The organism is Marinimicrobium sp. C6131, from assembly GCF_026153455.1.
GTDB lineage: Bacteria > Pseudomonadota > Gammaproteobacteria > Pseudomonadales > Cellvibrionaceae > Marinimicrobium.
The window spans coordinates 1,325,393-1,350,528 of record NZ_CP110629.1 but is presented as its reverse complement, the minus strand read 5'-3'; the positions used below and the strand labels follow the sequence as shown (position 1 = coordinate 1,350,528).

Annotated in this window: 17 protein-coding genes; 13 read left to right on the top strand and 4 right to left on the bottom strand. The window is 58.3% G+C overall.

Annotation, left to right across the window (positions count from 1 at the left end; translation table 11 throughout):
• Positions 1-36: 36 nt before the first annotated feature.
• From OOT55_RS05690 to OOT55_RS05660, 7 genes are all read left to right on the top strand, one after another.
• Positions 37-4,929 carry an NAD-glutamate dehydrogenase gene (locus tag OOT55_RS05690; protein ID WP_265368163.1) on the top strand — a complete coding sequence of 1,631 codons (4,893 nt, stop codon included), beginning with the start codon at positions 37-39 and terminating at the stop codon, positions 4,927-4,929.
• Positions 4,930-5,140: 211 nt separating this feature from the next.
• A complete protein-coding gene (locus OOT55_RS05685) occupies positions 5,141-6,619 on the top strand; it encodes an NAD-dependent succinate-semialdehyde dehydrogenase (protein ID WP_265368162.1) in 1,479 nt (492 codons plus the stop codon).
• A 5-nt stretch (positions 6,620-6,624) separates the two neighbouring features.
• Entirely contained in the window at positions 6,625-7,767 is a 1,143-nt protein-coding gene (locus OOT55_RS05680; RefSeq protein ID WP_265368161.1) for an isocitrate/isopropylmalate dehydrogenase family protein, read from the top strand.
• Positions 7,768-7,835: 68 nt separating this feature from the next.
• Positions 7,836-9,095, top strand: a complete 1,260-nt coding sequence (locus OOT55_RS05675; RefSeq protein WP_265368160.1) for an aspartate aminotransferase family protein — start codon at positions 7,836-7,838, stop codon at positions 9,093-9,095.
• Between the two features lie 28 nt (positions 9,096-9,123).
• A complete protein-coding gene (locus OOT55_RS05670) occupies positions 9,124-10,068 on the top strand; it encodes a D-2-hydroxyacid dehydrogenase (protein WP_265368159.1) in 945 nt (314 codons plus the stop codon).
• Between the two features lie 17 nt (positions 10,069-10,085).
• Positions 10,086-11,492: an amidase gene (locus tag OOT55_RS05665; RefSeq protein ID WP_265368158.1), complete on the top strand. Its 1,407-nt coding sequence runs from the start codon at positions 10,086-10,088 to the stop codon at positions 11,490-11,492.
• A 13-nt stretch (positions 11,493-11,505) separates the two neighbouring features.
• Entirely contained in the window at positions 11,506-12,711 is a 1,206-nt protein-coding gene (locus OOT55_RS05660; protein WP_265368157.1) for a pyridoxal phosphate-dependent aminotransferase, read from the top strand.
• 10 nt (positions 12,712-12,721) lie between these two features.
• On the opposite strand, the gene dbpA is transcribed toward OOT55_RS05660, so the two are convergent.
• Positions 12,722-14,089 carry an ATP-dependent RNA helicase DbpA gene (dbpA, locus tag OOT55_RS05655; RefSeq protein ID WP_265368156.1) on the bottom strand — a complete coding sequence of 456 codons (1,368 nt, stop codon included), beginning with the start codon at positions 14,087-14,089 and terminating at the stop codon, positions 12,722-12,724.
• Positions 14,090-14,180: 91 nt separating this feature from the next.
• Complete coding sequence (locus tag OOT55_RS05650; protein WP_265368155.1) at positions 14,181-15,080, bottom strand: hypothetical protein; 900 nt, start codon at positions 15,078-15,080, stop codon at positions 14,181-14,183.
• 238 nt (positions 15,081-15,318) lie between these two features.
• On the opposite strand from OOT55_RS05650, the gene katG reads away from it, so the two are divergent.
• Entirely contained in the window at positions 15,319-17,547 is a 2,229-nt protein-coding gene (gene katG / locus OOT55_RS05645; RefSeq protein ID WP_265368154.1) for a catalase/peroxidase HPI, read from the top strand.
• Positions 17,548-18,338: 791 nt separating this feature from the next.
• Entirely contained in the window at positions 18,339-19,616 is a 1,278-nt protein-coding gene (ltrA, locus tag OOT55_RS05640) for a group II intron reverse transcriptase/maturase (RefSeq protein ID WP_265367236.1), read from the top strand.
• A gap of 98 nt (positions 19,617-19,714) precedes the next feature.
• On the opposite strand, the gene OOT55_RS05635 is transcribed toward ltrA, so the two are convergent.
• A complete protein-coding gene (locus OOT55_RS05635) occupies positions 19,715-21,262 on the bottom strand; it encodes a glutamate synthase-related protein (RefSeq protein WP_265368153.1) in 1,548 nt (515 codons plus the stop codon).
• A gap of 258 nt (positions 21,263-21,520) precedes the next feature.
• Between OOT55_RS05635 and OOT55_RS05630 the strand changes: the two genes are divergently transcribed.
• From OOT55_RS05630 to OOT55_RS05615, 4 genes are all read left to right on the top strand, one after another.
• The gene (locus tag OOT55_RS05630) at positions 21,521-22,414 is read left to right on the top strand and encodes a substrate-binding periplasmic protein (RefSeq protein ID WP_265368152.1); all 894 of its coding nucleotides are present in this window, start codon (positions 21,521-21,523) and stop codon (positions 22,412-22,414) included.
• Positions 22,411-22,632 carry a DUF2835 domain-containing protein gene (locus OOT55_RS05625; RefSeq protein ID WP_265368151.1) on the top strand — a complete coding sequence of 74 codons (222 nt, stop codon included), beginning with the start codon at positions 22,411-22,413 and terminating at the stop codon, positions 22,630-22,632. The genes OOT55_RS05630 and OOT55_RS05625 overlap by 4 nt, the downstream gene beginning before the upstream one ends.
• A 68-nt stretch (positions 22,633-22,700) precedes the next feature.
• Positions 22,701-23,723, top strand: a complete 1,023-nt coding sequence (locus OOT55_RS05620) for a quinone-dependent dihydroorotate dehydrogenase (protein WP_265368150.1) — start codon at positions 22,701-22,703, stop codon at positions 23,721-23,723.
• Between the two features lie 28 nt (positions 23,724-23,751).
• Complete coding sequence (locus tag OOT55_RS05615) at positions 23,752-24,210, top strand: methylglyoxal synthase (protein WP_265368149.1); 459 nt, start codon at positions 23,752-23,754, stop codon at positions 24,208-24,210.
• A 37-nt stretch (positions 24,211-24,247) separates the two neighbouring features.
• Here OOT55_RS05615 and OOT55_RS05610 read toward each other — a convergent pair whose 3' ends face one another.
• Positions 24,248-25,084, bottom strand: a complete 837-nt coding sequence (locus tag OOT55_RS05610; RefSeq protein ID WP_265368148.1) for an SDR family oxidoreductase — start codon at positions 25,082-25,084, stop codon at positions 24,248-24,250.
• Positions 25,085-25,136: the final 52 nt, after the last annotated feature.

Sequence of the window (25,136 nt, the reverse complement as noted above, 5' to 3'; positions counted from 1 at the left end):
CCGATCATATCGGCGGAACGACAAACAGGAGGCAGTGTGGATATACGATTGGTGAACGCCGGTGACAAGGAGGGGTTGTTCGCGGAGTTGGACACTCTGGCGAGGGAGTCCATTCGGGACACCCAGTGGACATTCTGGCTCACCTTCAGCCGGGCATTCTTTGCGCGGCTACCGCTGGAAGAGTGGGTCGGCCGACCGATCAAGGACGTGTTCGGTGCGGTGCACAGCGCGTGGCGATTGATGAACCAGTTCCGGCCGGGCAAGCCGATGGTGCGCTTGTTCAACCCGACGCTGGAAGAGGACGGCTGGCTCTGTCCGCACAGTGTCTTGTTGGTCCAGCAGCAGGATATGCCCTTTCTTGTCGACTCGATCCGGATTGAGCTGAATCGACGTAATATCGCAATTCACAGTATCAAGAGCACCGTGCTCCACGTTGCAAGAGACGATCATCAGCGGCTGATCGGACTCTGGCCTGGCGAGGGAGACAACGGTCGGAGCCCGTCCAAAGCGGGGGCCCCGGAGGCCCTGGTGTATATGGAAATCCGGTTGCACACGGATGACCGTCTGTTGCGACAGATCAGTCGATCGCTGATGACGGTCATGGACCAGGTACGTCTCGTCGTGGATGATTTCGGCGCGCTTAAACAGGCCACGTCCAAGTCCGCTGAGCAGCTCGGACGGGTGACACAGGCGCCGCTGGATCAGAAGGTTTCGGAAAGCCGGGCATTTCTGGATTGGCTGTTGCAAGACCATTTCACTTTCATGGCGTACACCGAATATGACCTTCGGACCGAGGGGGAGGAGACCTGGCTGGAGGAGCGGCCTGATAAACGTCTTGGGCTGTTTCGGGACGCCGACAGCCCCGCCGATCGAAAGCCGGTCAGTGACGATTACCCGGGCACTTTACAGTTTCATTTGTCTCCCAAGTTGATCGCGTTTTCCAAGGCGCCACAGCGCTCCCGCGTCCATCGTCAGGCGTACTCTGATTATATCGTGATCAAGCGTTTTGACTCACAGGGTCAGTTTTGTGGTGAAAGCCGGGTGTTGGGTCTGTACACCTCTGCGGTCTATACCTTGAGCCCATACGAAATTCCGCTGATCCGGGAGAAAGTCAATGAGGTGTTCGAGCGCTCGGGTTTGAGTCGCTCAAGTCACGACGGTAAGGCACTGCGTCAGATTCTCGAGACCTTTCCCCGGGACGAGCTGTTTCAGAGCAGTACCAGCCAGCTCTACGAAATTGCCACAGGAGTGGCCAGGATCAATGAACGCTATCGGGTCCGCCTGTTCGTCCGTCCCGACGCGTTCGGTCGCTTTGTGAACTGTCTGGTGTATGTCCCCCGTGACCTCTTTACCACCCGAATCCGGATCAAGATTCAGACCTTGCTGGGCAAGGCCCTGGGATCTGAGGAGGTAGAGTTCAACACCTATTTTTCCGAATCGATTCTCGCCCGGGTTCACCTGGTATTCCGCCTGGAATCCGACCGTCCAGCTTCTGTAGACAGTGCCGCAGATTATGACGTCGAACAACTTGAGCGGCAGATCATCGAAATCACCCGGTCCTGGGAGGATCAACTGCTCGAAGCGCTGACCGAAGCAAAAGGAGAAGAGTTGGCGGTCAAACTCATGGAGCAGTACCAAGATGCGTTCCCGTCCGCATACCGGGAACATTTTGACGCCCGGGTAGCGGTTCAGGACCTTGACCACATTCTCAGTCTCGATGGCGAGGATGACCTCGCACTGAGTTTTTACCAACCTGCCGACAGTTCCACTCAGGGACTAAGATTTAAAGTGTTCCGTCGGCACTGCCCGATGGAGTTGTCCGACGTGATTCCGGTACTGGAGCATCTGGGCCTTCGGGTGGTGGCGGAGCACCCGTACGATATTGTGTCGAGTTCGGGTGATGAGGTTTACCTGCACAATTTCCACCTGACCTACGACGCACAGGCTTCTCTGGATATACAGGCTGTGAGGCATAAGTTCCAGGACGCTTTTGCCGCGGTCTGGAATCAGCGCGCCGAAAGTGACGGCTTCAACCGCCTCGTTCTGAGTGCCGGACTCAGCTGGCGGGAAGTGACGGTGCTGCGCGCACTGGCGGCCTACATGCACCAGACATTGTTCAACTTTACTGAGGGTTATATCGCCTCGGCACTGGTCAATCATGCCCGTATAACCCGGGATCTGGTCGCTCTGTTCAGAGCACAGTTTGATCCTTCCGCACGGGGTGATCGCGCCGAGCGGCGCGGAGCCATTCACGCGCGTATCCTGACCTCCCTGAATCGGGTGGCCAACCTGAATGAAGATCGCATCATTCGTCGGTACCTCGCCATTCTTGATGGCACGGTGCGAACCAATTATTTTCAGCGCGGGGCGGATGGCCAGAGCAAGGCGTATCTGGCGTTCAAACTGATGCCGCGCCAGATCTCCGATATCCCGGAGCCTCGTCCGCTGTATGAGATTTTTGTCTACTCCCCCCGCGTAGAAGGCGTGCACCTGCGCGCAGGGAAAGTGGCCCGTGGGGGGATTCGGTGGTCGGATCGATTGCAGGACTACCGTACCGAGGTGCTGGGGTTGGTCAAGGCGCAACAGGTCAAGAATGCGGTCATCGTTCCGAACGGTGCCAAGGGAGGGTTTGTCTGCAAACGTCCGCCTGTCGGGGGTGATCGACAGGCTCTTCAGAAAGAGGCGATCGTCTGCTATCAGACGTTTATTCGGGGTCTGCTCGACCTGACCGACAACCGGGTGGCCGGTGAGCTGGTGTCGCCGAAACAGGTGGTCCGGCTGGATGAGGACGATCCCTATCTGGTGGTCGCGGCCGACAAAGGCACGGCAACCTTTTCGGACATTGCCAACGACATTTCCGACGAGTACGGCCACTGGCTGGGCGATGCCTTCGCCTCTGGCGGGAGCCAGGGGTATGACCACAAAGCAATGGGGATCACGGCCCGAGGCGCCTGGGTGGCGGTTCAGCGCCATTTCAAGGAGTTGGGGCTGGATACTCAGCGCGATGACTTTACCGTCGTGGGAATAGGCGATATGGGCGGCGATGTGTTCGGCAACGGCATGCTGCTGTCAGAACACATTCAGTTGGTGGCCGCGTTCAACCATCTGCATATTTTTATCGATCCGAACCCCGAGGCAGCGAAAAGTTTTCGGGAACGACAGCGGTTGTTCAGAACGCCGGGCTCAAGCTGGGCCGATTATGATGAGTCCCTGATCAGCGACGGCGGTGGTGTTTTTTCCCGGGACGCCAAAGCCATCCGTGTGACCGATGCAATGAAACAGCGTTTCGCGATCGATCAGGATGAACTGACACCGAACGAGTTGATTCATCAGTTGCTCAAAGCGCCAGTGCATCTGTTGTGGAACGGTGGGATCGGTACTTACGTCAAGGCCAGTACCGAAAGTCACATGGATGTGGGCGATAAAACCAATGACTCGGTGCGAGTCAACGCCGATGAGCTGTGCTGCAAGGTGGTCGGTGAGGGCGGAAACCTCGGGATGACACAGCGCGCCCGGATTGAGTTCGCGCTCAATGGTGGCGCCTGCAATACCGACTTCATCGACAATGCAGCGGGCGTGGACTGCTCGGATCACGAAGTCAACATCAAGATCCTGCTGAACGAAGTATTGGCCAATGGCGACCTGACGCAGAAACAGCGTAACCAGCGTCTGGAGGCGATGACCGAAGAAGTGGCGGCGCTGGTTCTCAAGAACAACTATCGTCAAACGCAGGCCATCAGTCTGGCCAGTTCGGATGCCGTGCGTCGTAACGCGGAATATCGCCGGGTAATGAGCATATGGCAGTCCGAGGGTCGACTGAATCGTCAGTTGGAATTTCTTCCGGATGAGGAAACCCTGGCTGAACGTCAGGCGCAGGGGCAAGGGTTGACTCGTCCGGAGTTGGCCGTGCTGATTTCCTATGCCAAGGTGATTCTCAAGAACGACCTGGCCGAGGCGGATCTGGCCGACGATGAGTACATTGCCCGCTTTGCATTCCGGGCATTCCCCGAGCCGCTGCAGAGAGACTACCCGGAGTGGATAAACCGTCATCGGTTGCGCCGTGAACTGGTAGCGACCCAGGTTGCCAACGATCTGGTCAACACCATGGGGCTCAGTTTCGCCCAGAGACTGTTGGACTCGACAGGGGTGGGCCCGGGTGATATGGCGAAGGCGTACGTTATCGCCCGGGATATCTATCAACTGGATGATGTCTGGCGCGCACTGGAGTCGTTGGATTATCAGGTGGATGCCGATGTGCAGATGGAATTGATGAAAACCCTGATGCGGCGGGTGCGCCGTGCGTCCCGGTGGTTTTTGCGCAACCGCCGCAGTCATCTTGATCCTGATACGGAAATTCGGCAGTTCTTGCCGCTGGTGGAAGAGGTCATACGGACATTGCCGGATCAGTTGAGCGGTGCGGCTCTCGACGACTGGCAGGCTCAGGTCAGTTACCTGACAGACGCCGGGGTGCCCGACGAACTGTTGCCCCGCGTTGCCACCCCGGGGCACCTGTATTCCGGATTGAGTGTTGCCGAGGCGTCACGACACACCGAGCTGCCATTGTTGTCTGTGCTACGCCTCTACTTGAGCATCAATGAGCAGTTACAACTGCACGAATTCGCCCGTCAGATATCCGAAGCCGCGGTAGAGAGTTATTGGCAGGCCATGGCGCGAGAGACCTATCTGGATGATCTGGAGTCGCAATTACGCAACTTGACTCTGGCATTGTGCCGGTGGGTGAGCGACGAGTGCCCGGTGGAACGCACCGTGAACCAGTGGACTGAACAGTTTGCCCCACAGTTTGATCGCTGGCGCTCCATGATGAATGATGTGCAGAACAGCAGCGGTACTGACTACGCCATTTTCTCTGTGGCGTTGCGCGAGCTGCTTGATCTTGTACAAATCACTCAATATGGAGATCCCGAGTAATGCTTAGGCGTCAAAACGTTTGTCTACGAACTGTTAGAGTTCAACGAACTTACCAACATTTCTTGACAAAAAGTCGGGAAAACACTTGCTTTCAGCCGGCTGATGTCTGCTAGAGTTGGGACAGGTGCCGAATTGACAGTGACAACGCAAGTGACGAGCGAGCACGAGTGACGAACGAACACATGTTAAGAGCAACAGGAGCTTGATGACCATGGCCAAGACCCAGCAAACAGCCCCGATCAAACTCAGCCATGCCGCGCTGTTTCAACAGGCCTGTTACATAGGGGGTCGATGGGTGCAGGCCGACAGTGGCGAGACGCTGGCGGTTGACAATCCGGCAACCGGCGAAACCATCGGTCATGTTCCCAACTGCAACGAGCAGGACACCGCGCGCGCCATTGCTGAAGCGGAAAAGGGTTTTCAGGTGTGGCGCCATAAAACGGCCAATGAGCGCAACGACATTCTGATGCGCTGGTACCAGTTGATGCTGGATCATACCGACGATCTCGGTGCCTTGATGACCCTGGAGCAGGGTAAGCCCCTGGCGGAAGCCAAAGGTGAGGTGAATTATGCGGCGTCGTTTATCAAATGGTTTGCCGAAGAGGCGCGCCGCGCTTACGGCGAAACCATTCCCGGCGCCAAGCCGGGTCAACATATTGTGGTAACACGCCAGCCGGTGGGTGTCACCTGCTGCATTACGCCCTGGAATTTCCCCGCAGCGATGATTACCCGCAAGGCAGGGGCCGCCCTGGCCGCCGGTTGCTCAATGATCGTCAAGCCGGCGGAAGCGACTCCCTACACCGCACTGGCACTGGCTCAACTGGCGGAGGAAGCCGGAGTGCCAGCGGGCGTTCTGAATGTCATTACGGGCAAGCCCCAGCCGATTGGGCAGGCGCTGACCCGCAGCCCCGTGGTACGTAAACTCAGTTTTACCGGGTCCACCCGGGTGGGCAGTATTCTCATGTCCCAGTGCGCCGAGCATATCCAGAAAGTGTCGCTCGAATTGGGCGGCAATGCGCCCTTTATCGTATTTGACGATGCCGACCTGGATAAGGCGGTTGAAGGCGCGATGGCGTCCAAGTTTCGCAACACCGGCCAGACCTGTGTCTGCGCCAATCGCTTTCTGGTTCAGAGACGTATCCACGATGCCTTTGTCGAGAAGCTGACCGAGGCGATGAAAACACTGAAAGTGGGTGATGGGTTTGAAGAGGGCGTCAACCAGTCCGCGCTGATCAATCGCGCCGCCGTCGAAAAGGTTCAGCAGCATTACCAGGATGCCATGAGCAAAGGCGCCAAGCGGGTATTCGGTCCGGCACCGGAAGGAAACAGGGGAAACTATGTGGAGCCTCTGCTGCTGACTGACATTACGCCGGACATGCAGGTGTGCCACGAGGAAACCTTTGGTCCGTTGGCGGCGGTCATGGCGTTCGACTCGGAAGAGGATGCCATTCGCCTGGCCAACGACACGCCCTACGGCTTGGCGGCGTACTTTTACAGCCAGAACATTCATCGGGTCTGGCGCGTGGCAGATGCCCTGGAAAGCGGCATCATTGGTATCAACGAGGGTGCGGTGTCCAACGCCGCCGCGCCCTTCGGTGGCATGAAAGCCTCGGGGCTGGGCCGTGAAGGATCCCGTCACGGCATGGAGGAATACGAGGAGATCAAATACCTCTGCATGGGTGGGGAGTAGCGGTCATGGCGCAGCAACCGATCAAGCTGGCATTGATGCCCGGCGATGGTATTGGCGTGGAAGTGGTGGCCGCCGCCGAGCGGGTGCTGGACACGCTGCGCGAACGGTACGGGTTACCGTTGAGCTGGGATACCTTGCCCTGGCCCAGTACCGCCTGGCATCGCGAGCACGGGGAAATGATGCCCGCGGACGCTCTCAAACGACTCGGTGGCTACCAGGCTCTGTTGCTGGGAGCCCTGGGGGATCCGGGGCCGACCCGGGACCCGGATCGTTACCGGTTGTCCGATGGGGTGTCCCTGGCGCCTCTGCTGACCTTTCGCAAAGGTCTGGACCTGTGGGCCTGTGAGCGTCCGGCGCGCCTGCTCCCGGGGGCGCCACAGTATCTTGCCGACGAGCGAGCCAGGGATATCGACATGCTGGTGATTCGGGAGAACAGCGAAGGCGAGTACGTCAATCAGGGTGGCCGCTTGCGCGCGGGCACACCGGAGGAGACGGCGACGCAGTTGGAGGTGTTTACCCGCAAGGCCACCGAACGGTTGATTCGTCACGCTTTTGCCCGTGCCCAGGAGCGACTGGCGGAACGGGAGCAACAGGGTGAGCTGCGCGAGTACCTGTGTGATCGTTCGGGCCTGAAAGGGGCCCAGGTGTGCCTTGTCACGAAACGCAATGCGCAACCACACTGGGGCGAAATGTACACCGAAGTCTTTGAACTCGTTGCCCGGGAGTATCCGGAGATCGGCGTTCATCACGAACTGGTGGATGCGGCCTGCATGAAATTTGTGCAATGCCCCTGGCAGTTCGATGTAGTGGTGGCCAGCAATCTGCACGGTGACATCCTGACGGATCTGGCCGCCGTGTTGGCCGGAGGTCTGGGCGTTGCGCCGTCGTGCAACATCAATCCTGATGACAAATCCCGTCCGGCGTTGTTTGAGCCGACTCACGGCAGTGCGCCGGACATCGCGGGGCAGGGCATTGCCAACCCCAGTGCCATGTTGTTGACCACCGCCATGATGCTCGACTGGCTGGGGTTGGCCGAAGCCGCGCAATCGTTGCGCTCGGCCGTTGCGGAAGATCTGCAGGCGCAAGGTCGCCAGAGCGGAACGCGCACAACAGACGAGATCACCCAATCCATTCTCGGTTACTTGTAACGACCACTGGTACCGATTGAACGTCAGAATTGGCATTTGAGTACCACCGACAAACAGGAGCACTACCCATGAGCCATCTGTCGCCACTCCTGAAACAATCCAGCAACGTCTGCGTCGAGCACGGCGAAGGCGTCTGGCTCTATGGCACCAACGGTGAAGTCTACCTGGACTTCACCTCGGGTATTGGTGTGACCGGTACAGGTCACTGTCACCCCACGGTGGTCAAAGCGGCGCGGGAGCAGGTGGGCAAAGTCATTCATGCCCAGTACACCACCGTCACCCACGAGCCGATGCTCAAGTTGACCGACCGGCTGGTGGAGAAAATGCCTTCCGGAATCGACTCCGTGGCGTTTGCCAATTCCGGTTCCGAGGCGGTCGAGATGGCGTTGCGGCTCGCGCGCCACGCGACCGGTCGCGCCAATATCCTGACTTTTCACGGTGGCTTTCACGGCCGGACCATGGCCGCGGCTTCCATGACGACCTCGGGCACCAAGGTGCGCACCGGCTTTCATCCCATGATGGCCGGCGTGGTGACCGCGCCGTTTCCCCACGCTTACCGCTACGGCTGGGATGAGCAGACGGCGGTCGAGTTCTGTCTGCGCGAGCTGGACGAAATTCTCAAAACCCACAGCGCACCAGCGGACACCGCGGCCATGATCATCGAACCCGTGCAGGGGGAGTATGGTTACTACCCGGCGCCGCGAGCGTTCCTCGAGGGCATCGCCCAGCGCTGCAAGGAGCACAATATCCTGTTGATTGCCGATGAAATTCAGGCGGGTTACGGTCGCACCGGCCGGTTCTGGAGTCATGAGCATGCCGAAGTACACCCCGACATTGTCATCACGGCCAAAGGGCTCGCCAGTGGTTTCCCGCTGTCGGCGATTGCCGCCTCACAGTCCTTGATGAACAAAGGGCTGCCCGGCTCGCAAGGCGGAACCTATGGTGCCAACGCCGTGGCCTGTGCCGCCGCACTGGCGACGCTGGAGGTCGTCGAGGGTGAGAAGTTGGTGGCCAATGCCGCCGAGCGGGGTGAGCAGTTGTTTGCCCGGCTGGAGGCGTACAAAAAAGAGTATGCCTGGATCGACGACCTGCGTGGTAAAGGGTTGATGCTGGGCATGGAAATCGCCCACAGCCCGGCCCGGCCCCGAGCGGACATCGCGGAACAGTTGGCGAAAGAGGCGGAAAAGCGCGGACTGCTGTTACTGCGTTGTGGTACCGCCGGACAGATCATCCGGTGGTTGCCGCCATTGGTCGTCTCCGCCGACGAGGTGGACGATGCGGCGGACCGCTTCGGCAAGGTTCTCGAAGCCGTTCCGTCTGAACTGTGAAGACTGAATCGACTCAAAAGGATCAACGATGACCGAAGTATTGGTGCTAACGGCCGACGACGAGCCGGACCTGCCGGGCCTGGATGGGTTGCCCGACCCGGTTCGGGTGACTCACGTGAGAGATGAACAGGCCCTGGCCGACGGCCTGACCAGAGCCGATATTCTGGTGGTCACCGACTTTCGTTCCGGAATGATTGAGCGCTGCTGGCCAGAGGCACCCAGTGTCCGTTGGGTACACGCTACCAGTGCGGGTGTGGATGCGCTGATGTTTCCGGCGCTGCGTGACAGTGATATCCCCATTACCAACGCGCGAGGTATTTTCAATCGCGGTATCGCTGAGTATGTACTCGGGGCTATTTTACTGTTCGCCAAAGATACGATTGGCAATCTCAACTATCAGCGCTTGCATCGCTGGCAGCACCGCGAAACGCGGTTGATTGATCGTCAGCGTGCGCTGATCGTGGGCGCGGGCTCCATCGGCACAACGGTGGGTCAGTTGCTGAACGCTGCGGGGCTGGAAGTGCAGGGCACCGCGCGCACCGCGCGGACCATTGACGGATTTCGCGAGGTGCATGCCCAGGAGAACATGATGGCGGTGTTGCCGCACGTGGATTACGTGGTGATTACCGCCCCGTTGACCCCGGATACGGAAGGGCTGTTCGATGAGCAGACCTTTCGGGCGATGAAACCCTCGGCACACCTGATCAATGTCGGTCGCGGTCCCATCGTGGTCACCGAGGCGCTGCTGGCGGCGTTGGATCGAGGAGACATTGCCGGCGCGGCACTGGATGTGTTTGAGGAAGAGCCGCTGCCGGAGGAACACCCGCTATGGGATAAACCCAACGTGATGATCTCCGCCCATATGGCGGGTGATTTTATCGGCTGGCGGCGTGCGCTGGGCGAGCAATTCACCGAGAACTTCACCCGCTGGCAGGCGGGCGACGAATTGAACAATCTGGTACAAAAAGTTTGACCCGAGGAGGGCCGTTGATGAGCCAAGCGATGTTGCGGATGACCGCGGTACAACTTCTGGAGCAATATCGGGATGGCGCGCTGTCACCAGTCGATGTGGCCAACGCCATGCTTGACCAGATCGAACGGGTGGACTCCGAAACCAACGGATTTTGCCTGGTGGACCGGGATACCACCTTGGCCTTGGCGCGGGAATCCGAGCAACGCTATCGGCAGAATCAGCCACAGGGTGTACTTGATGGGGTACCGGTGGCGATAAAGGATGTGTTTTTTACCCCGATGTGGCCCACCCGCAAGGGCTCTCAGGCAGTGGACCCGAAACACACGCTGGACAGGACGTCGCCTGCCACCGCGGCACTGGCCCGACACGGCTATGTCCCGGTCGGTAAAACCACCACCTCAGAGTTCGGTTGGAAAGCGGTGACCGACAACCCGGTCGATGGCGTGACCAACAACCCCTGGAATCCACAGAAGACCGCCGGTGGTGCCAGCGGTGGCAGTGCTGTTGCGGTCGCTCTGGGTATGGCACCTTTGGCCCTGGGTACTGACTCGGGAGGTTCCATCCGCATTCCCGCGTCGTTCTGTGGGCTGGTCGGCTTCAAACCGTCGTCGGGTGAAGTACCACACTGGCCGACCAGTCCCTTCGGCTCGCTCACCCAGGCGGGGCCGATGACCTGGACGGTGCAGGACTGCGCTTTGATGATGAACGTCATAACTGAGCACGATCATCGCGATACTCGCGCCATTCCCCGTCGACACATCGATTATCTGGGTAACTTGGGCCGCAGCATCAAAGGCCTGCGCATCGCCTACAGCCCCAACCTGGGCTACGTTGACGTCGATCCGGATATCGAGCGCGCGGTGGCTCAGGCGGTGGACGTATTTCGGGAACTGGGTGCGGAGGTTGTGCGTGTGGATCCGGGCTTCAGCGATCCCTTGCCCGCATTTGGTCACCTGTTTTACGGCGGCGTGGCGAACGCCATACGCGAACTGGGCAGTAAAAAGCGCGAGCGGATGGATCCTCAACTGGTAAAGGTGGCCGAAAAAGCGGGTCGCCTGACCATGCTTGATTATATGGGGGCGGTGGACGAATCCGTGCGCCTGCGCGAGCGCATGGCGAATTTCCACCAGAAATATGATTTGCTATTGACGCCGACGCTGCCGATTACCGCGTTCAAAACAGGCCGGGAAGTGCCGGAAGATTGGCCGAATACCCGCTGGCCCACCTGGACGCCCTTTACCTATCCGTTCAACATGACCGGTCAGCCGGCGATTACCGTACCCTGCGGGTTTGATTCCAGTGGCATGCCCATTGGCCTGCAACTGGTGGGTGCACGCTACAACGACGCGCTGGTGTTGCAAACCGCCGACGCCTATCAGCAGGCCCACGACCTGACTGATTGCCGTCCGGCGTTGATGTCTTGAAGGGGGAAGCGGTATGCCACTGAGCAATATGGATTTCGAGTTCTACGAGTCCGAGGATCCCATCTGGAATCCGGCGTTGATGACCATCCCGATTCCGGGTATCCGGAAAATGGTCAATCTCGCCTCCACCATGGAGGATGTGATCCACCTGTCCATCGGTCAGCCGGATCTGCCGACACCGCAGAACGTGATCAACGCGGGGGTGGAAGCACTGCAACGCGGGCAAACCGGCTACACCATGGATGCGGGTTTGCCGGAGCTGCTGGAATCGCTCGCCATATACTACGGCGAGCGCTATCAACGCACCCTGAGCCCGGATAACATCATGGTTACCACCGGCGCCACCGAAGCCCTGTATTTGGCGTTGACGGCGGTCTCGGCGCCGGGGCGGCATTTCATCGTACCCGACCCCGCGTTCATGCTGTACTCCCCGCTGATTCGCATGAACGGAGGTGAAGTCACCGAAATTCCCACCCGAGCGGAAAACAATCATCAGTTGGATCCTCAGGAGGTCATCGATGCGATTGAGCCGCATACCTACGGTATCGTGCTGAACTCGCCGAGCAATCCCACCGGCACGGTGTATCCGCGGGAAACGCTGGAGGCCATTGTTGAAGAAGCCGCGTATCGTGGTATTCAGATCATCAGTGATGAGGTTTACGACCATCTGATTTATGACGGTAAGACCTACCCGTCGGTGTTGTCCTGCTGCAGCGATCTCGATCACGTCATGGTGGTCAGCAGTTTTTCAAAAACGTACAGCATGGCGGGAATGCGTATCGGATGGCTGATTGGCAGTCAGGGCGCGATCAAAAAACTGCGCCGCTATCACATGTTCACCACCACCGTGGCCAACACGCCGTTTCAGTGGGCCGGGGTGGCGGCGCTGCACGGCGGTAACGAGTTTATCAATCATATGCTCAAGGAATACACGGCGCGGCGCGACCGCCTGGTGGAATTGGTCGATCAGACGCCGCATATGACAGGCTATGTGCCCGAAGGTGCGTTTTACCTGTTTCCATCGCTGCCGGAGGGCGCCAATGGCACCAACATCGCTTTGCGCCTGCTCAAGGAAACCGGTGTGTGTACCATTCCCGGTGAAACCTTCGGCAGCAGTTGCAGCAACTCTTTGCGACTCAGTTACTCTACCTCAATGGAGAATATCGAAAAGGCCTTTGAGCGCATTATTCCCTGGATGGAACAACAGGATTTTGATTGACCGCGACGGATTAAAGTAGCCGGGCCCGGAACTGACGGCCTTTGAGCTTGCCCTTGTTGATCATATCCAGCGCGGTACGGGCATCGGCGCGCTTGACCGCCACGTAAGTACGCAGGTCCTGAAGATGGATTTTCCCGACATCCTGGCCCTGCAGACCACCGGCGGCGGTCAAGGCGCCCAGGACGTCCCCCCGGCGCACCTTCTGTTTTTTCCCGCCATCAATCTGCAGTGTGGCCATTGGAGCCCGGTACGGGGGTTGCTTCAGGGTCTCAGTGTCGGGGAGGGAGGCCAGGGTCAATGCGTTGCCCAGGCGTTCCAGCTTGAAGCGCTCCCTCTCTTCGAACAAGGTGATGGCCTTGCCGCTACGGCCTGCCCGTCCGGTCCGGCCTACCCGGTGAGTGTGCACCGCGCTGTCCCGTGCAATCTGGTAGTTGATGACCAGGTCCACCGCCTCAATATCCAGCCCCCGGGCGGCGACATCCGTCGCCACGAGGACTGAACAGCTGTTGTTGTCGAACAGCACCATGGTCTGGTCCCGTTCTTTCTGGTCCAGATCGCCGTGCAACGCCTGGGTGCTGAGGCCGGCCCGGCTCAGGTGCTGCGCAAGGGTCTTGACGTCTTCCTTTGTGTTACAGAACACCAGGGCCGCGTCTGGACGTTCCGCGAGCAGCAGCAGGCGCACGGCCTCGGGCCGTGAGAGTCCTTCTATGGGCGAAAAGATCTGCTCGATGCTGTGCTCATCGTGCGGTTCTTCCACGGTAATCCGGATCGGTCGGTTCATCATTCGCGCGGCGATGGATTCGATCTGCAGGGGGAAGGTTGCACTGAACAGGAGGGTCTGTCGGGCGGAGGGGATCTGTTCGACAATACGGTCCAACACGGGTTGAAAACCCATGTCCAACATTCGGTCAGCTTCATCAAGCACCAGAGTATTCGCCTGGTCAAGACAAAGCGTGCCTTTGCGCAGGTGATCGTCAATACGCCCGGGTGTTCCCACGACAATATGGGCGCCGTGCTCAAGGGATCCAATTTGCGGACCGATCGGAACCCCGCCGCAAAGCGTGAGTACCTTGATGTTGGCCAGGGTGCGCGCCAGGGTACGAATTTCCTCGGCCACCTGATCGGCCAGTTCCCGGGTCGGACACAGGACAAGTGACTGGATACGGAATGATTCCCCCTGAAGCTTGTGAAGCAGCCCGAGCCCGAAAGCGGCGGTTTTCCCTGAACCGGTTCTGGCCTGAACGATGACATCCTGACCGGACAGAATGGCGGGCAGGCTCTGTGCCTGAACGGGGGTCATGTGATGATAGGCCAGGGATTCGAGGTTGCGGAGCAGAGCCGGGTCGAGGGGCAGTGTGGCAAAGTCGGTATGGGTCAAAGGTCACTCTCTCAGAAAAATGGTTTCACCCCGAACACTTGTCCCGGGTCGTTATGGAGCCTCGGCTTAAGCGGCGCAAGCCGAGGTCGGCTTAAGGGCGTTGCGATTCCAGTGCCACAATGGACTTCAGCAGAAAAGACTTGTCATTGGCGTAGAACGAACGGTCAATATTGGTGTTGTCCAGATAGAACACCCGTCTTGTCCCGTGGTTCAACCAGTTCAACATATCGCCAAAGTACTGGTCAAAGAGTGCGTCCCACTGACCGTTGTCGTGTGCCTTTTTCAGTCCGTAGCGCAATCGTTCGGCCAGCCCGGGTTGTTCCCGGGATACAAAAAAGTACATGGGTAGATACGTGTATATCGCGATTCCATCCACAATCACCAGCTCGGGCATCTCAGGCAGGTAGGCCTCCAGCTCGGGTTGGATTTCATACACGCCGCGCATCAGCAATTGGAAGCGATCCCCGTGCAACATGGGAAACAACGTTTTGTAAGGGCCACCGTAGACGACTTCAAAGCCATTGTCTTCCAGAATCTTGCTGGTGGACCAGCCCGGGCCCTGTCCAATCTTCAGGGTTTTGAGGGTATCGAGGTCATCAATGGCATTAAACCGGTCCAGGTTCTTGCGGTGACTGAAGAACAGTCGGTAGCTGGCCAGGCCTTTCATGATCGGAAAGGGGATCATTTCGGCGTTGTTCAACCATTCCGCCATGGGCATCGATAGGGCGACGGATAGGTGCCCCTCTTCCTGAAGCTCCAACAGTTGACGGCGAATGACGGTTTGCGCCGGCTGCTGGACAATTTCGTAGGGCCCATACCGGTGCTCGGACAACTCCAGGGCGAGCTTCAGTAAATCATTGGCATAGTCCCGGTGTAGTCCGGCCCGTTCCATATAGGGGATCTTGATCACCTCCGGCACCGACCCCGTGGGCTGGGCGGCGAATGTGGCCTGGCAAATAGCCAATACAAGCAAGAGGGAGATCAATCGCATCGGTCGCGAAATTGGTCCTGTCGGGTAAGACTATTGGTGCCATGATAATCGAATGTGGCGGTGGCGTCTGCTCTAAACAGATCGAGGGCCAGAACGCGACCGGAGCTCCCTTTTTTCTATAGCCAAAACCTATCAAATCGGTAAGAAAATCAAACTAAATTAATGGAAGGTTTAGGGTGTATAGTCTTTACTGTATTAATAAATCGTACCACCACAGGCCAAATCAAAGGAGTTAACAATGGGTGTAAATGACGCTACAGTCGCCGGAAAATGCCCGGTAATGCACGGCTCGCGGACCAAAGTAAGCGACGAACGCACCGGCAATCAGCACTGGTGGCCCAATCAACTCAACCTCAATATTCTCCACCAGCACTCGCCCCGCTCCAATCCATTGGGTGAGGACTTTGACTACGCGGAAGCGTTCAGAACGTTGGACCTCAAAGCCGTCAAAAAAGACCTTGAGGCGCTGATGACCGACTCCCAGGAATGGTGGCCCGCTGATTATGGTCACTACGGCCCCTTCTTCATCCGGATGGCCTGGCACAGCGCGGGCACCTACCGCATGGGCGATGGTCGTGGAGGTGCCGGCTCGGGTGACCAGCGCTTTGCACCGCTCAATAGCTGGCCGGATAACGGTAACCTGGACAAAGCCCGCCGTCTGCTGTGGCCTATCAAGAAAAAGTACGGTAACAAACTGTCTTGGGCCGACCTGTATGTGCTTACCGGCAACGTCGCGTTGGAGTCCATGGGCTTCAAGACCTTTGGTTTCGCCGGTGGACGTGAAGACATTTATCAGCCCGAGGAAGACATCTACTGGGGGGCCGAAGATGAGTGGCTGGCCACCAGTGACAAGCCGAACAGCCGTTATTCAGGCGATCGTGAGTTGGAAAACCCGCTGGCTGCCGTGCAGATGGGATTGATTTACGTCAACCCGGAAGGCCCGGACGGCAATCCGGACCCGCTGGCCTCCGCCAGAGACATTCGCGAAACCTTCAAGCGAATGGCAATGAACGACTATGAAACCGTGGCTCTGACCGCCGGCGGCCATACGTTCGGTAAAACTCATGGCGCCGCGGACCCCGAGAAGTATGTGGGTCCGGAGCCCGAAGCGGCACCAATAGAACAGATGGGACTCGGCTGGAAAAACAGCTACGGCAGTGGCAAAGGGCGAGATGCGATTACCAGTGGTCTGGAAGGCGCCTGGACACCGACCCCCACAAAGTGGGATATGACGTACTTTGACATGCTGTTCGGCTACGAGTGGGAACTGACCAAGAGCCCGGCGGGGGCCAACCAGTGGCAACCGAAAGGCCTGGCGGACAAAGATCACGCTCCAGATCCGGAAGACCCCTCCAAGCGAGTGCACATCATGATGTCCACCGCCGATATGGCGATGCGGGAAGATCCGGAGTATCGCAAAATTGCCGAGCACTTCCACAAAAACCCGGAGGAGTTCGCGGATGCGTTCGCCCGGGCCTGGTTCAAGTTGACCCACCGGGACATGGGGCCGAAATCCCGCTACCTGGGGCCGGAAGTACCGGCTGAAGACCTGATCTGGCAAGACCCGGTTCCGGCCGTGGACCACGAACTGGTCAACGCTCAGGACATTGCTGACCTTAAAGGCAAAATTCTGGGATCTGGTCTGTCGGTCCCGGAGCTGGTTTACACCGCCTGGTCTGCAGCCTCCACCTACCGGGGTTCGGACATGCGCGGTGGTGCCAATGGCGCCCGTATCCGGTTGGCGCCCCAGAAGGATTGGGAGGTTAACCAGCCAGAACAGCTGGCCAAGGTGCTCAAGGCGCTGGAAGGTGTTCAGAAGGCGTTCAATAGTGCCCAGTCCGGTAACAAGAGAGTGTCGCTTGCCGATCTGATTGTGCTCGGTGGTTCGGCGGCGATCGAGAAGGCGGCCAAGGAGGCGGGTCACAGCATTGAAGTACCTTTTGCGCCGGGCCGCACCGACGCGACGGACGAACAGACCGACGCAGAGTCCTTTGAGGTACTCAAGCCCGAAGCCGATGGTTTCAGAAACTATCGTCGAGCCAAATTTGTGGTCTCCGATGAGGAGATGCTGATTGACAAGGCACAGTTGCTCGAGCTCAGCGCGCCCGAGATGACGGTGCTGGTCGGTGGTCTTCGGGTGTTGGATGCCAACTACAAGCGGGCCAGGCACGGCGTGTTCACGCAGTCTCCCGGAAAGTTGACCAACGACTTCTTTGTCAATCTGACGGATCTGAATACGCAGTGGGCTCCGAGCAAAGACGATGAAGATGTGTTCGAAGGTCGGGACATGAAAACCGGTCAACTGAAGTGGACCGGCACTCGTGTGGACCTGGTGTTCGGCTCCAACTCACAGCTTCGGGCGCTGGCTGAAGTGTATGCTCAGGATGATGCGAAAGAGAAGTTTGTCAAAGACTTCGTGGCCGCCTGGACCAAGGTGATGAATGCCGATCGGTTTGATCTGGCCTGAGTTGTCCTGCAATAAGCTCCCACAGTGAAAAAGCCCGGGCATTTTGATGCCCGGGTTTTTTGTTTGCCCGGCGAAGCCGGCAAACCCGGTCGTCTGAAAGAAGATGACATCACCCCGACTGAGGGGAAGATAATCCGACTGGCAAGGGCGTCACTGGCCAACGGTGGGGTCTGAAGGAAGCCATAGGAGGTCAACGGTACACAACGACAGTGAACCTGCTTCGGCAGCACAGGTGGGTAAGCGTGCAAGATAGCGCGAAGCCCGATACTCAGTCAGACCTGTGTTGTGATTGAGGGTGGCATCGTTGACGGGGAGCCGGTGCAGTAACCGGGGAAGCCTGACACCGAATCCGGCCGTGCCGGATGCTGGGGCGCAAGGCGAGAGCCGAGGTCACAGTGGGTGCGAGGTGGCAGATGAAGCCGTAGTAGTGAAGAAGTTCCGACCGAAGAAGCCTGGTAACAGTGCGGAGGACAAAGCCGGAACGACCGCTGGCGGAGGTTCAGCGGGCCGAGCGGAGCCAAAAGCCCCGCTGGGATGCGAAGGGCGGAAGTCATTAGCGAGTATGACGGACGACGAGCGAGCGGTGGACGCTGTGTTCACAAGCAGCCCGACGGGGCTGGCACGTGCATTGAGGCGCTGCGGGAACGTGGTGGCTTCGGTGTTCTGCGAACCAGGCAGTAGGGCGATACCGTGGCGGACGATTGCCACAGCGCTAGCACCCGGGCGGATCGCTTGAACCAGGCCGGCAGCCAGACCGACCCTCGAAGCCGTCATCACGGAGATGCGCAGGCATGAGGAGATACTACAGTCTGTACGGGCACCTGCTGTCAAAGCAGCGTCTGTATGAAGCCTTCAGACACGTCAAACGCAACAAAGGTGCGGCCGGAATCGATGGGCAGAGCCTGAGTGCGTTCGAGGCGAATCTGGAGGTGGAGCTGTCGTGCCTGCTACTCGAGCTGAAGGAGAAGCGCTATCGGGCGCGACCGGTCAGACGTGTGGTCATTGCCAAGGAGGATGGCGGTGAGCGTCTGCTGGGCATTCCGACGGTTCGGGACCGGGTAGTGCAACAGGCGTTGCGCGGCATCATAGAACCGATCTTCGAGCCGGACTTCCACCCGTCGAGTTACGGGTATCGTCCGGGACGCCGTGCTCACCACGCCATTGGCAAGGCGGAGTTGTTCGTCCGCCGCTATCGGCGCGAATGGGTCGTGGACATGGACCTGTCGAAATGCTTCGACACCCTCAATCACGACCTGATCATCCGCCGGTTCCGCCGACGGATCACGGACGGCAGTGTTCTGTCACTGCTGCGCCAGTTTCTGGAAAGCGGAGTCATGGTGGGGCACCACCTCGAAGAGACGACGTTGGGCAGCCCGCAGGGCGGCGTGATCAGTCCATTGATTGCAAACGTCTATCTGGACGCCTTCGACCAGTTCATGAAAGCGCGGGGTCACCGCATCGTCCGCTACGCGGACGACATCTTGATCCTGTGCGGCTCACGAGCGGGTGCGGAGAATGCGTTACGGGTGGCCCAAGGGTATCTGGAAGGAGAGCTGAAGCTGAGGGTGAATGCCACCAAGACCCACATCGCCCACAGCGATGAGGGGGTGAAGTTCCTGGGTGTGGTGATCCACACTAAGTACACCCGCATCCAGGACAAGAAGGTGGTGAAACTCAAGCAGACGCTCAAAGCGCTGACCAAGCGAAACCGTGGAATCGGACTTATGCAGATCATCCGCGAGTTGAATCCGGTGCTGCGGGGCTTTGCCGGCTACTTCCGGGTAGCGAACTGCGCTCGGGTTCTGAAGCAGGTGATGAGATGGCTGAGGCGTCGTCTACGCTGCATCCAGCTCACCCAGTGGAAGAAACCGAGCCGGCTACATCGGAGGCTGAAACAGCTGGGCTACCGCCCGCCGTTCAAGTCCATCAAGATGCGTAGCTGGCGCAACGCGGCGTCGCCGCTGGCGCATCATGCGATCCCCAATGCCTACCTGCACGATGAACTGAGGTTGGTAGACCTGACCAAGGTTCGAACCGGCATCACTGTCCCCGAGCTCGGGGTAAGTTAATGGCATGAGCCGTATACGTGGCCCGTATGTACGGTTCTGTGAGAGGGCTGAGGCGGAGACGCCTCACCCTACTCGATTATGTTTTGAAATTCTGCAGCCTACCAGGGTTTCCCGATCCCCGCGTATCGAACCCCCGACAAGAGCGCCATGTCCCGGTGCCAGGTTGACAGGTCTTCCCGGTTGAACTCGCGCAACGCCTTATGACCGCAGGCCCTGGCCATCACGTTCATGAGTTGAATCGTTGCGCCGAAGAAGGTGTTCAAGCGCTCGGCTGATTGGTCGACGTTGAGGCGCTTGCGTAGGTCTTCACGTTGGGTTGCAATCCCGGTAGGGCAGTTGTTGGTGTTGCAGATTCGCGCTCCGACGCAGCCGATTGCCTGGATGGCACTGTTGGATAGTGCTATGCCGTCGGCGCCGAGCGCCAGCGCCTTGACAAAGTCCATTGGCACTCTGAGGCCACCGGTAATGATGAGCGTGACCCGGCCGCTCGCCTTCTGTTCATCCAGATAGCGTCGGGCCCGTGCCAGGGCGGGAATGGTGGGCACACTGATATGATCCCGGAACATTTCGGGAGCGGCGCCTGTGCCTCCGCCCCGGCCATCGAGAATGAGGTAGTCCGCGCTGGCATCGAGCGCGAACTGGATGTCTCTTTCAATGTGGTTGGCGCTCAGCTTGAAGCCGACTGGTACCCCTCCGGAGATTTCCCGCACGCGATCGGCGAAGCGCCTGAAATCCCTGACGCTGGAAAGGTCCTTGAACGTAGGCGGCGAGGTAGCCGGCTCGCCGGCGGGGATGTTGCGTACCTGAGAGATTTTCCCGGTGTTCTTGTTGCCCGGCAGATGACCGCCTGTACCGGTCTTGGCGCCTTGGCCACCCTTGAAATGAAAGGCCTGAATATCGCTCAGCAGTGACTCCTTATAGCCGAATTGGGCGCTGGCGAGCTCATAAAAGTAACGGCTGTTCTCGGCTTTTTCTTCCGGGAGCATGCCGCCTTCACCCGAGCATATGCCGGTGCCTGCCATCTCCGCGCCTTTGGCCAACGCAATTTTGGCTTCCTCCGACAGGGCACCGAAACTCATATCGGAAACCAGCAGCGGAATGTTGAGGCTGAGGGGCTTTTTCGCCTCGGGACCAATCACCAGCTCGGTATCAACGTCGACATCCTCCATCAGCGGCTTGGTGGCCATCTGGGCGACCATGATCTGAAGGTCATCCCAGTGGGGCAGCTCGCTGCGCGGTACCCCCATGGCCGCTACCGGTCCATGATTGCCCAGATTCTTCAGTCCCTCCCGGGCCAGCAGATGAATGAACTCGACTGTGGGCTCCTCCGGTGTCGCTTTGGCCGGTGGAGGCCCGCCTGGCTCATCCTGCGCCCGGGCGGGCCCCTCTTCCCCGACCTGGTCATTACTGAATTGCTTATGGGTACCGTCACAGAAGGGCGCATCGCCGGTGTGCTTGCATTGGCAGAGAAAGGCATCGCCATCTTTTTCGGCCTTGAATATTTTGGGGGTAAAGCCCGTTCCGGAGTGGGAGCCATCGCAGAAGGGCTGATCCCCGGAGCGCCCACATCGGCAAAAGGCGTACTCTTCGCCTTTTTTGAGAGTCACTTTTGCGGGCTTGTTGTTGGCGATAACGGGCTGACTCATAGTGGCTCCTGTATTGGGTATTTGAGGGGCTTTTTTGAGGGTACGCCTATCTTTGAAGAATAGATGTGTTTCCATTGAACCCAAACGTTTGGCGCTTGCCGGGAGCGGACCTACTCTTCAAAAAAGTAAGGCGGGTTCGCGGTGCTGTCTGGAATTTGCGATGGTTTCTGCTTTGAATTGGCGCGTGAATTCGTTATTCTGCCTATGGTTCCGCAGTTTTTGATGACTAATAACTATTATGCGGATGGGGTGAGATAAATGCGACTTCAGGTTATAAAAACGGTGCGAAAGGGCGCTATTCTGTTCCTTGTGGTGGCCCTGAGCGGTGTTTCTTTGGCCGATAGCGATACGGCGGAAGGTGAGGCACTGGTAATTCGATACCCGGTGCTGGGCGAAGAGTATGGGCAGACCCGGCCCAATTATTTTCTGGAATTGCTGACCCTGGCGCTGGATAAAGCGGGTGAGGAGTATGTTCTGCACCCCGTCACCTTATCCAATTTTCGTGAAAGTCGCAGTGTCATGTCGGTGGCAAAGGGCGTGTACGATATTCATTGGATGAATACCAACAAGACCCGGGAAACAGTGTTGCGTCCCGTCCGGGTGCCCCTGTTCAAGGGCCTGATCGGCTGGCGGCTGCTGATGATCCGGTCCGGTGACGAGGACCGGTTTGCGGACATGCGTGATCTGGAGCCGCTGCGTAACCTGAAAACCGTCCAGGGACATGATTGGCCGGACAGCGCCATTCTGGAAAGTAACGGGCTCCGGGTGATCCGGACGCCTCATTGGGAAGGTATGTTCAAGATGCTTTACGCCGGGCGGGTGGATTACTTCCCCCGCTCGGTGGTTGAAGTCTGGAAGGAGCAATCGGTGTTCTCGGGGCTGAATCTGGCGGTGGATCAGCATGTGGCTCTGGTATACCCTTCAGCGTATTACTTTTTTGTGCGTCGGAATAATACGCGTCTGGCCGAGGCGATTGAGCGCGGCCTGCTGGCCGCCATCGAAGATGGTTCATTTGATCGAGTGCTTATGGCACACTTTGGGGAGAGTCTGGAGCGGGCACGTCTGAATGAACGTACCCTCATTCATCTGGAGAACCCGCTGATGACCCCGGAAACCCCGCTGGACCGCCCGGAGCTGTGGTATCGCCCTTGAATGCCGTAGTCGTCAATCTCTATATTTCTCCTGATGAGTACCAACGCTGGTACCAGGGCAGTGCTCAGAGTGTACTTGCCCAAACGGTCGATGGCCGGAGCGTGCGGTTCCCGGCGCCGATTCTGCGCCAGTTTGTCACGCGTGAGGGAATCAGAGGGCGATTCCGAATCCACTTTGATGCCGATAACCGCTTCAAAAACATCGAAAAAATCGACTAGAAACCCGAAATCCAGTATCCTTCGGCTCTGTTTTGACGCTGTTCCACCCCGCTGCAAAGAGCCCTTGCATGTATTCGCTGATTCGCAACGCCCTGTTCAAACTGGACCCGGAAACCGCTCACCACATCAGCCTGGACTGGCTTGGAGCGGCCGAGCGTCTGAAACTCCTGCCTCTGTTCAGACCGAAAGCGGCCTACAACCCGGTGGAGGTCATGGGGTTGCGCTTCGCCAACCCCCTGGGGCTCGCGGCCGGGCTCGACAAGAATGGTGATTACTTCAACGCGCTGGGGGCGCTCGGCTTCGGCTTTGTCGAGATTGGGACCGTCACTCCCAAACCCCAGCCGGGCAACCCCAAGCCCAGGCTGTTTCGCTTGCCGGAGCAGGAAGCGATCATCAACCGGATGGGTTTTAACAATCTCGGGGTCGACCATCTGGTGGAGCAGGTCAAGCGTCGTCGTTATTCGGGTATTCTGGGGATCAATATCGGTAAGAATGCGACGACTCCGCTGGAGAATGCGGTGGATGACTACCTGTTCTGCCTGAACCGGGTTTACGCCCACGCCGAGTACATCACATTCAATATTTCCTCCCCGAATACACCGGGACTTCGTGATCTGCAGTTTGGCGATAGCCTGGCCCGCATGTTGGAGCGCCTGAAAGCAGAGCAGCAAAAGCATTATCAGGCAATCGGTCGCTATGTTCCGCTGGTTGTCAAAATAGCCCCGGATATGGATGATGTCGCCATCGAGCAGGTAGCCAGGGTGTTACTCGAGCAAGGGATGGATGGTGTAATCGCGACCAATACCACGATTGGCCGGGAAGGGGTAGAGGGGCTGGCTCACAGTGAAGAGGCCGGTGGCCTCAGTGGCCTGCCGGTTCGTGATAAAAGCACTCGCGTTATTGCCTCTTTGCACAGCCATCTGAAAGACCGGCTGCCGATCATTGGCGTTGGAGGAATCAGCGATGGTGCCAGCGCGGTAGAGAAAATGGCCGCAGGTGCGCGCCTGGTTCAAGTGTATACTGGTTTTATTTACCACGGACCGCGCCTCATTACTGACGTGACCCGGGCACTGACCGAGAAGCGTGACTGACCCACAGCTGTTCCGGAGAAAATGACGTATGGAATTTAAAACAGTAACGCTGCCAAACAATAAAAGTATTGCGTTGGTGGCACACGACAACAAAAAGAAAGATCTGGTGGCCTGGTGCGGTAAGCACCGGGAAACCCTGAAGAGTCATACGCTCTATGCCACAGGAACAACGGGGACGGTAATTGCAAATGCCACGCAATTGCCGATCAACAAGTTGATCAGTGGTCCCCTGGGCGGCGATCAACAAGTTGGCTCGTTGATTACCGAAGGCAAGGTAGATTTTCTGATATTTTTCTGGGATCCCTTCGAGCCGATGCCCCACGATCCGGACGTGAAGGCCCTGTTGCGTATCGCTGCGGTCTGGAATATACCGGTGGCCTGTAACCAGATATCGGCGGATTTCATGGTGGCGTCACCTCTGTTTAACCACGAGGTGGATCGTTCCATTCCGGACTACGACGCCTATATGGCAAAACGGGCACAATAAGTGCCCGCCCATCACTACCTGAACATGGCCAAGTTGTTCAGGTGGCCACTTTCCCCAGAATTTTATCCAGTTGTCGGGTGCTGAGCACCCGTTTCAGGTACCCCATCAGATAGGTCGGAAAGGTGACGTAATAGCGTGGTTTGGGGCGCCTGCTTTCCAGCGCGTGCTTCAGGCGTTTGTACACCGCATCCGGTCCCAGAGTAAACCGCTGCGCCGGTCCCTGTTTGCTCAGGCGCTGAATGGCGTTTTCGTACTTCGTCCGATGCCGGCTGTTTTTCATATCGATGTTGCTCTTCAGGGCAGCCAGTGCATTCTTGCGGAAGTCACTCAATATGGGGCCGGGTTCAATCAGGCTGACGTGCACGCCGGTTTCTTTGAGTTCCAGGCGCAAGGTATCGGTCAGTCCCTCCAGGGCAAACTTGCTGGCGTTGTAGGCCCCTCGAAAAGGCATGGCGGCGAAGCCCAGCACTGAGCTGTTCTGAATGATCCGTCCTTCACCCGCGGCAATCATGGCGGGGAGCAGAGCATTGGTCAGCTCCGCCCAGCCGAAAAAATTGGTCTCAAACTGGCGGCGCAAGGTGTCTCGGTTGAGGTCTTCGACTGCTCCGGGCTGGCCATAGGCGCCGTTGTTGAACAGGGCGTACAACTTGCCGTCGCACAACTGCAGCGTTTCTTCGACGGCGCGGCGGATGCTGCCGGAATCGGCGACATCCAACTGAATACAGGTCAGGCCTTCTGCCTGCAGCCGGGAGACGTCGGGCAGCTTTCGGCAACTGGCAATGACGCGGTAGCCGTCTTTCTGCAGCGACTTGGCACAGTGATAGCCAATGCCACTGGAGGCGCCGGTTACGAGGACGGTTTTGGTGTCTGACATGCGGAATGATCTCGCGGTGGGTGATCCTTGGAAGACGGCAGTGTACTGGATT

Coding starts and splice junctions, on each gene's coding strand:
- ltrA (WP_265367236.1), top strand. CDS start 18,339: ATGAGGAGATACTACAGTCTGTACGGGCACCTGCTGTCAAAGCAGCGT.
- OOT55_RS05675 (WP_265368160.1), top strand. CDS start 7,836: ATGAGCCATCTGTCGCCACTCCTGAAACAATCCAGCAACGTCTGCGTC.
- OOT55_RS05610 (WP_265368148.1), bottom strand. CDS start 25,084: ATGTCAGACACCAAAACCGTCCTCGTAACCGGCGCCTCCAGTGGCATT.
- OOT55_RS05635 (WP_265368153.1), bottom strand. CDS start 21,262: ATGAGTCAGCCCGTTATCGCCAACAACAAGCCCGCAAAAGTGACTCTC.
- OOT55_RS05660 (WP_265368157.1), top strand. CDS start 11,506: ATGCCACTGAGCAATATGGATTTCGAGTTCTACGAGTCCGAGGATCCC.
- OOT55_RS05615 (WP_265368149.1), top strand. CDS start 23,752: ATGGAATTTAAAACAGTAACGCTGCCAAACAATAAAAGTATTGCGTTG.
- OOT55_RS05665 (WP_265368158.1), top strand. CDS start 10,086: ATGAGCCAAGCGATGTTGCGGATGACCGCGGTACAACTTCTGGAGCAA.
- OOT55_RS05680 (WP_265368161.1), top strand. CDS start 6,625: ATGGCGCAGCAACCGATCAAGCTGGCATTGATGCCCGGCGATGGTATT.
- OOT55_RS05630 (WP_265368152.1), top strand. CDS start 21,521: ATGCGACTTCAGGTTATAAAAACGGTGCGAAAGGGCGCTATTCTGTTC.
- OOT55_RS05670 (WP_265368159.1), top strand. CDS start 9,124: ATGACCGAAGTATTGGTGCTAACGGCCGACGACGAGCCGGACCTGCCG.
- OOT55_RS05650 (WP_265368155.1), bottom strand. CDS start 15,080: ATGCGATTGATCTCCCTCTTGCTTGTATTGGCTATTTGCCAGGCCACA.
- katG (WP_265368154.1), top strand. CDS start 15,319: ATGGGTGTAAATGACGCTACAGTCGCCGGAAAATGCCCGGTAATGCAC.
- OOT55_RS05620 (WP_265368150.1), top strand. CDS start 22,701: ATGTATTCGCTGATTCGCAACGCCCTGTTCAAACTGGACCCGGAAACC.
- OOT55_RS05685 (WP_265368162.1), top strand. CDS start 5,141: ATGGCCAAGACCCAGCAAACAGCCCCGATCAAACTCAGCCATGCCGCG.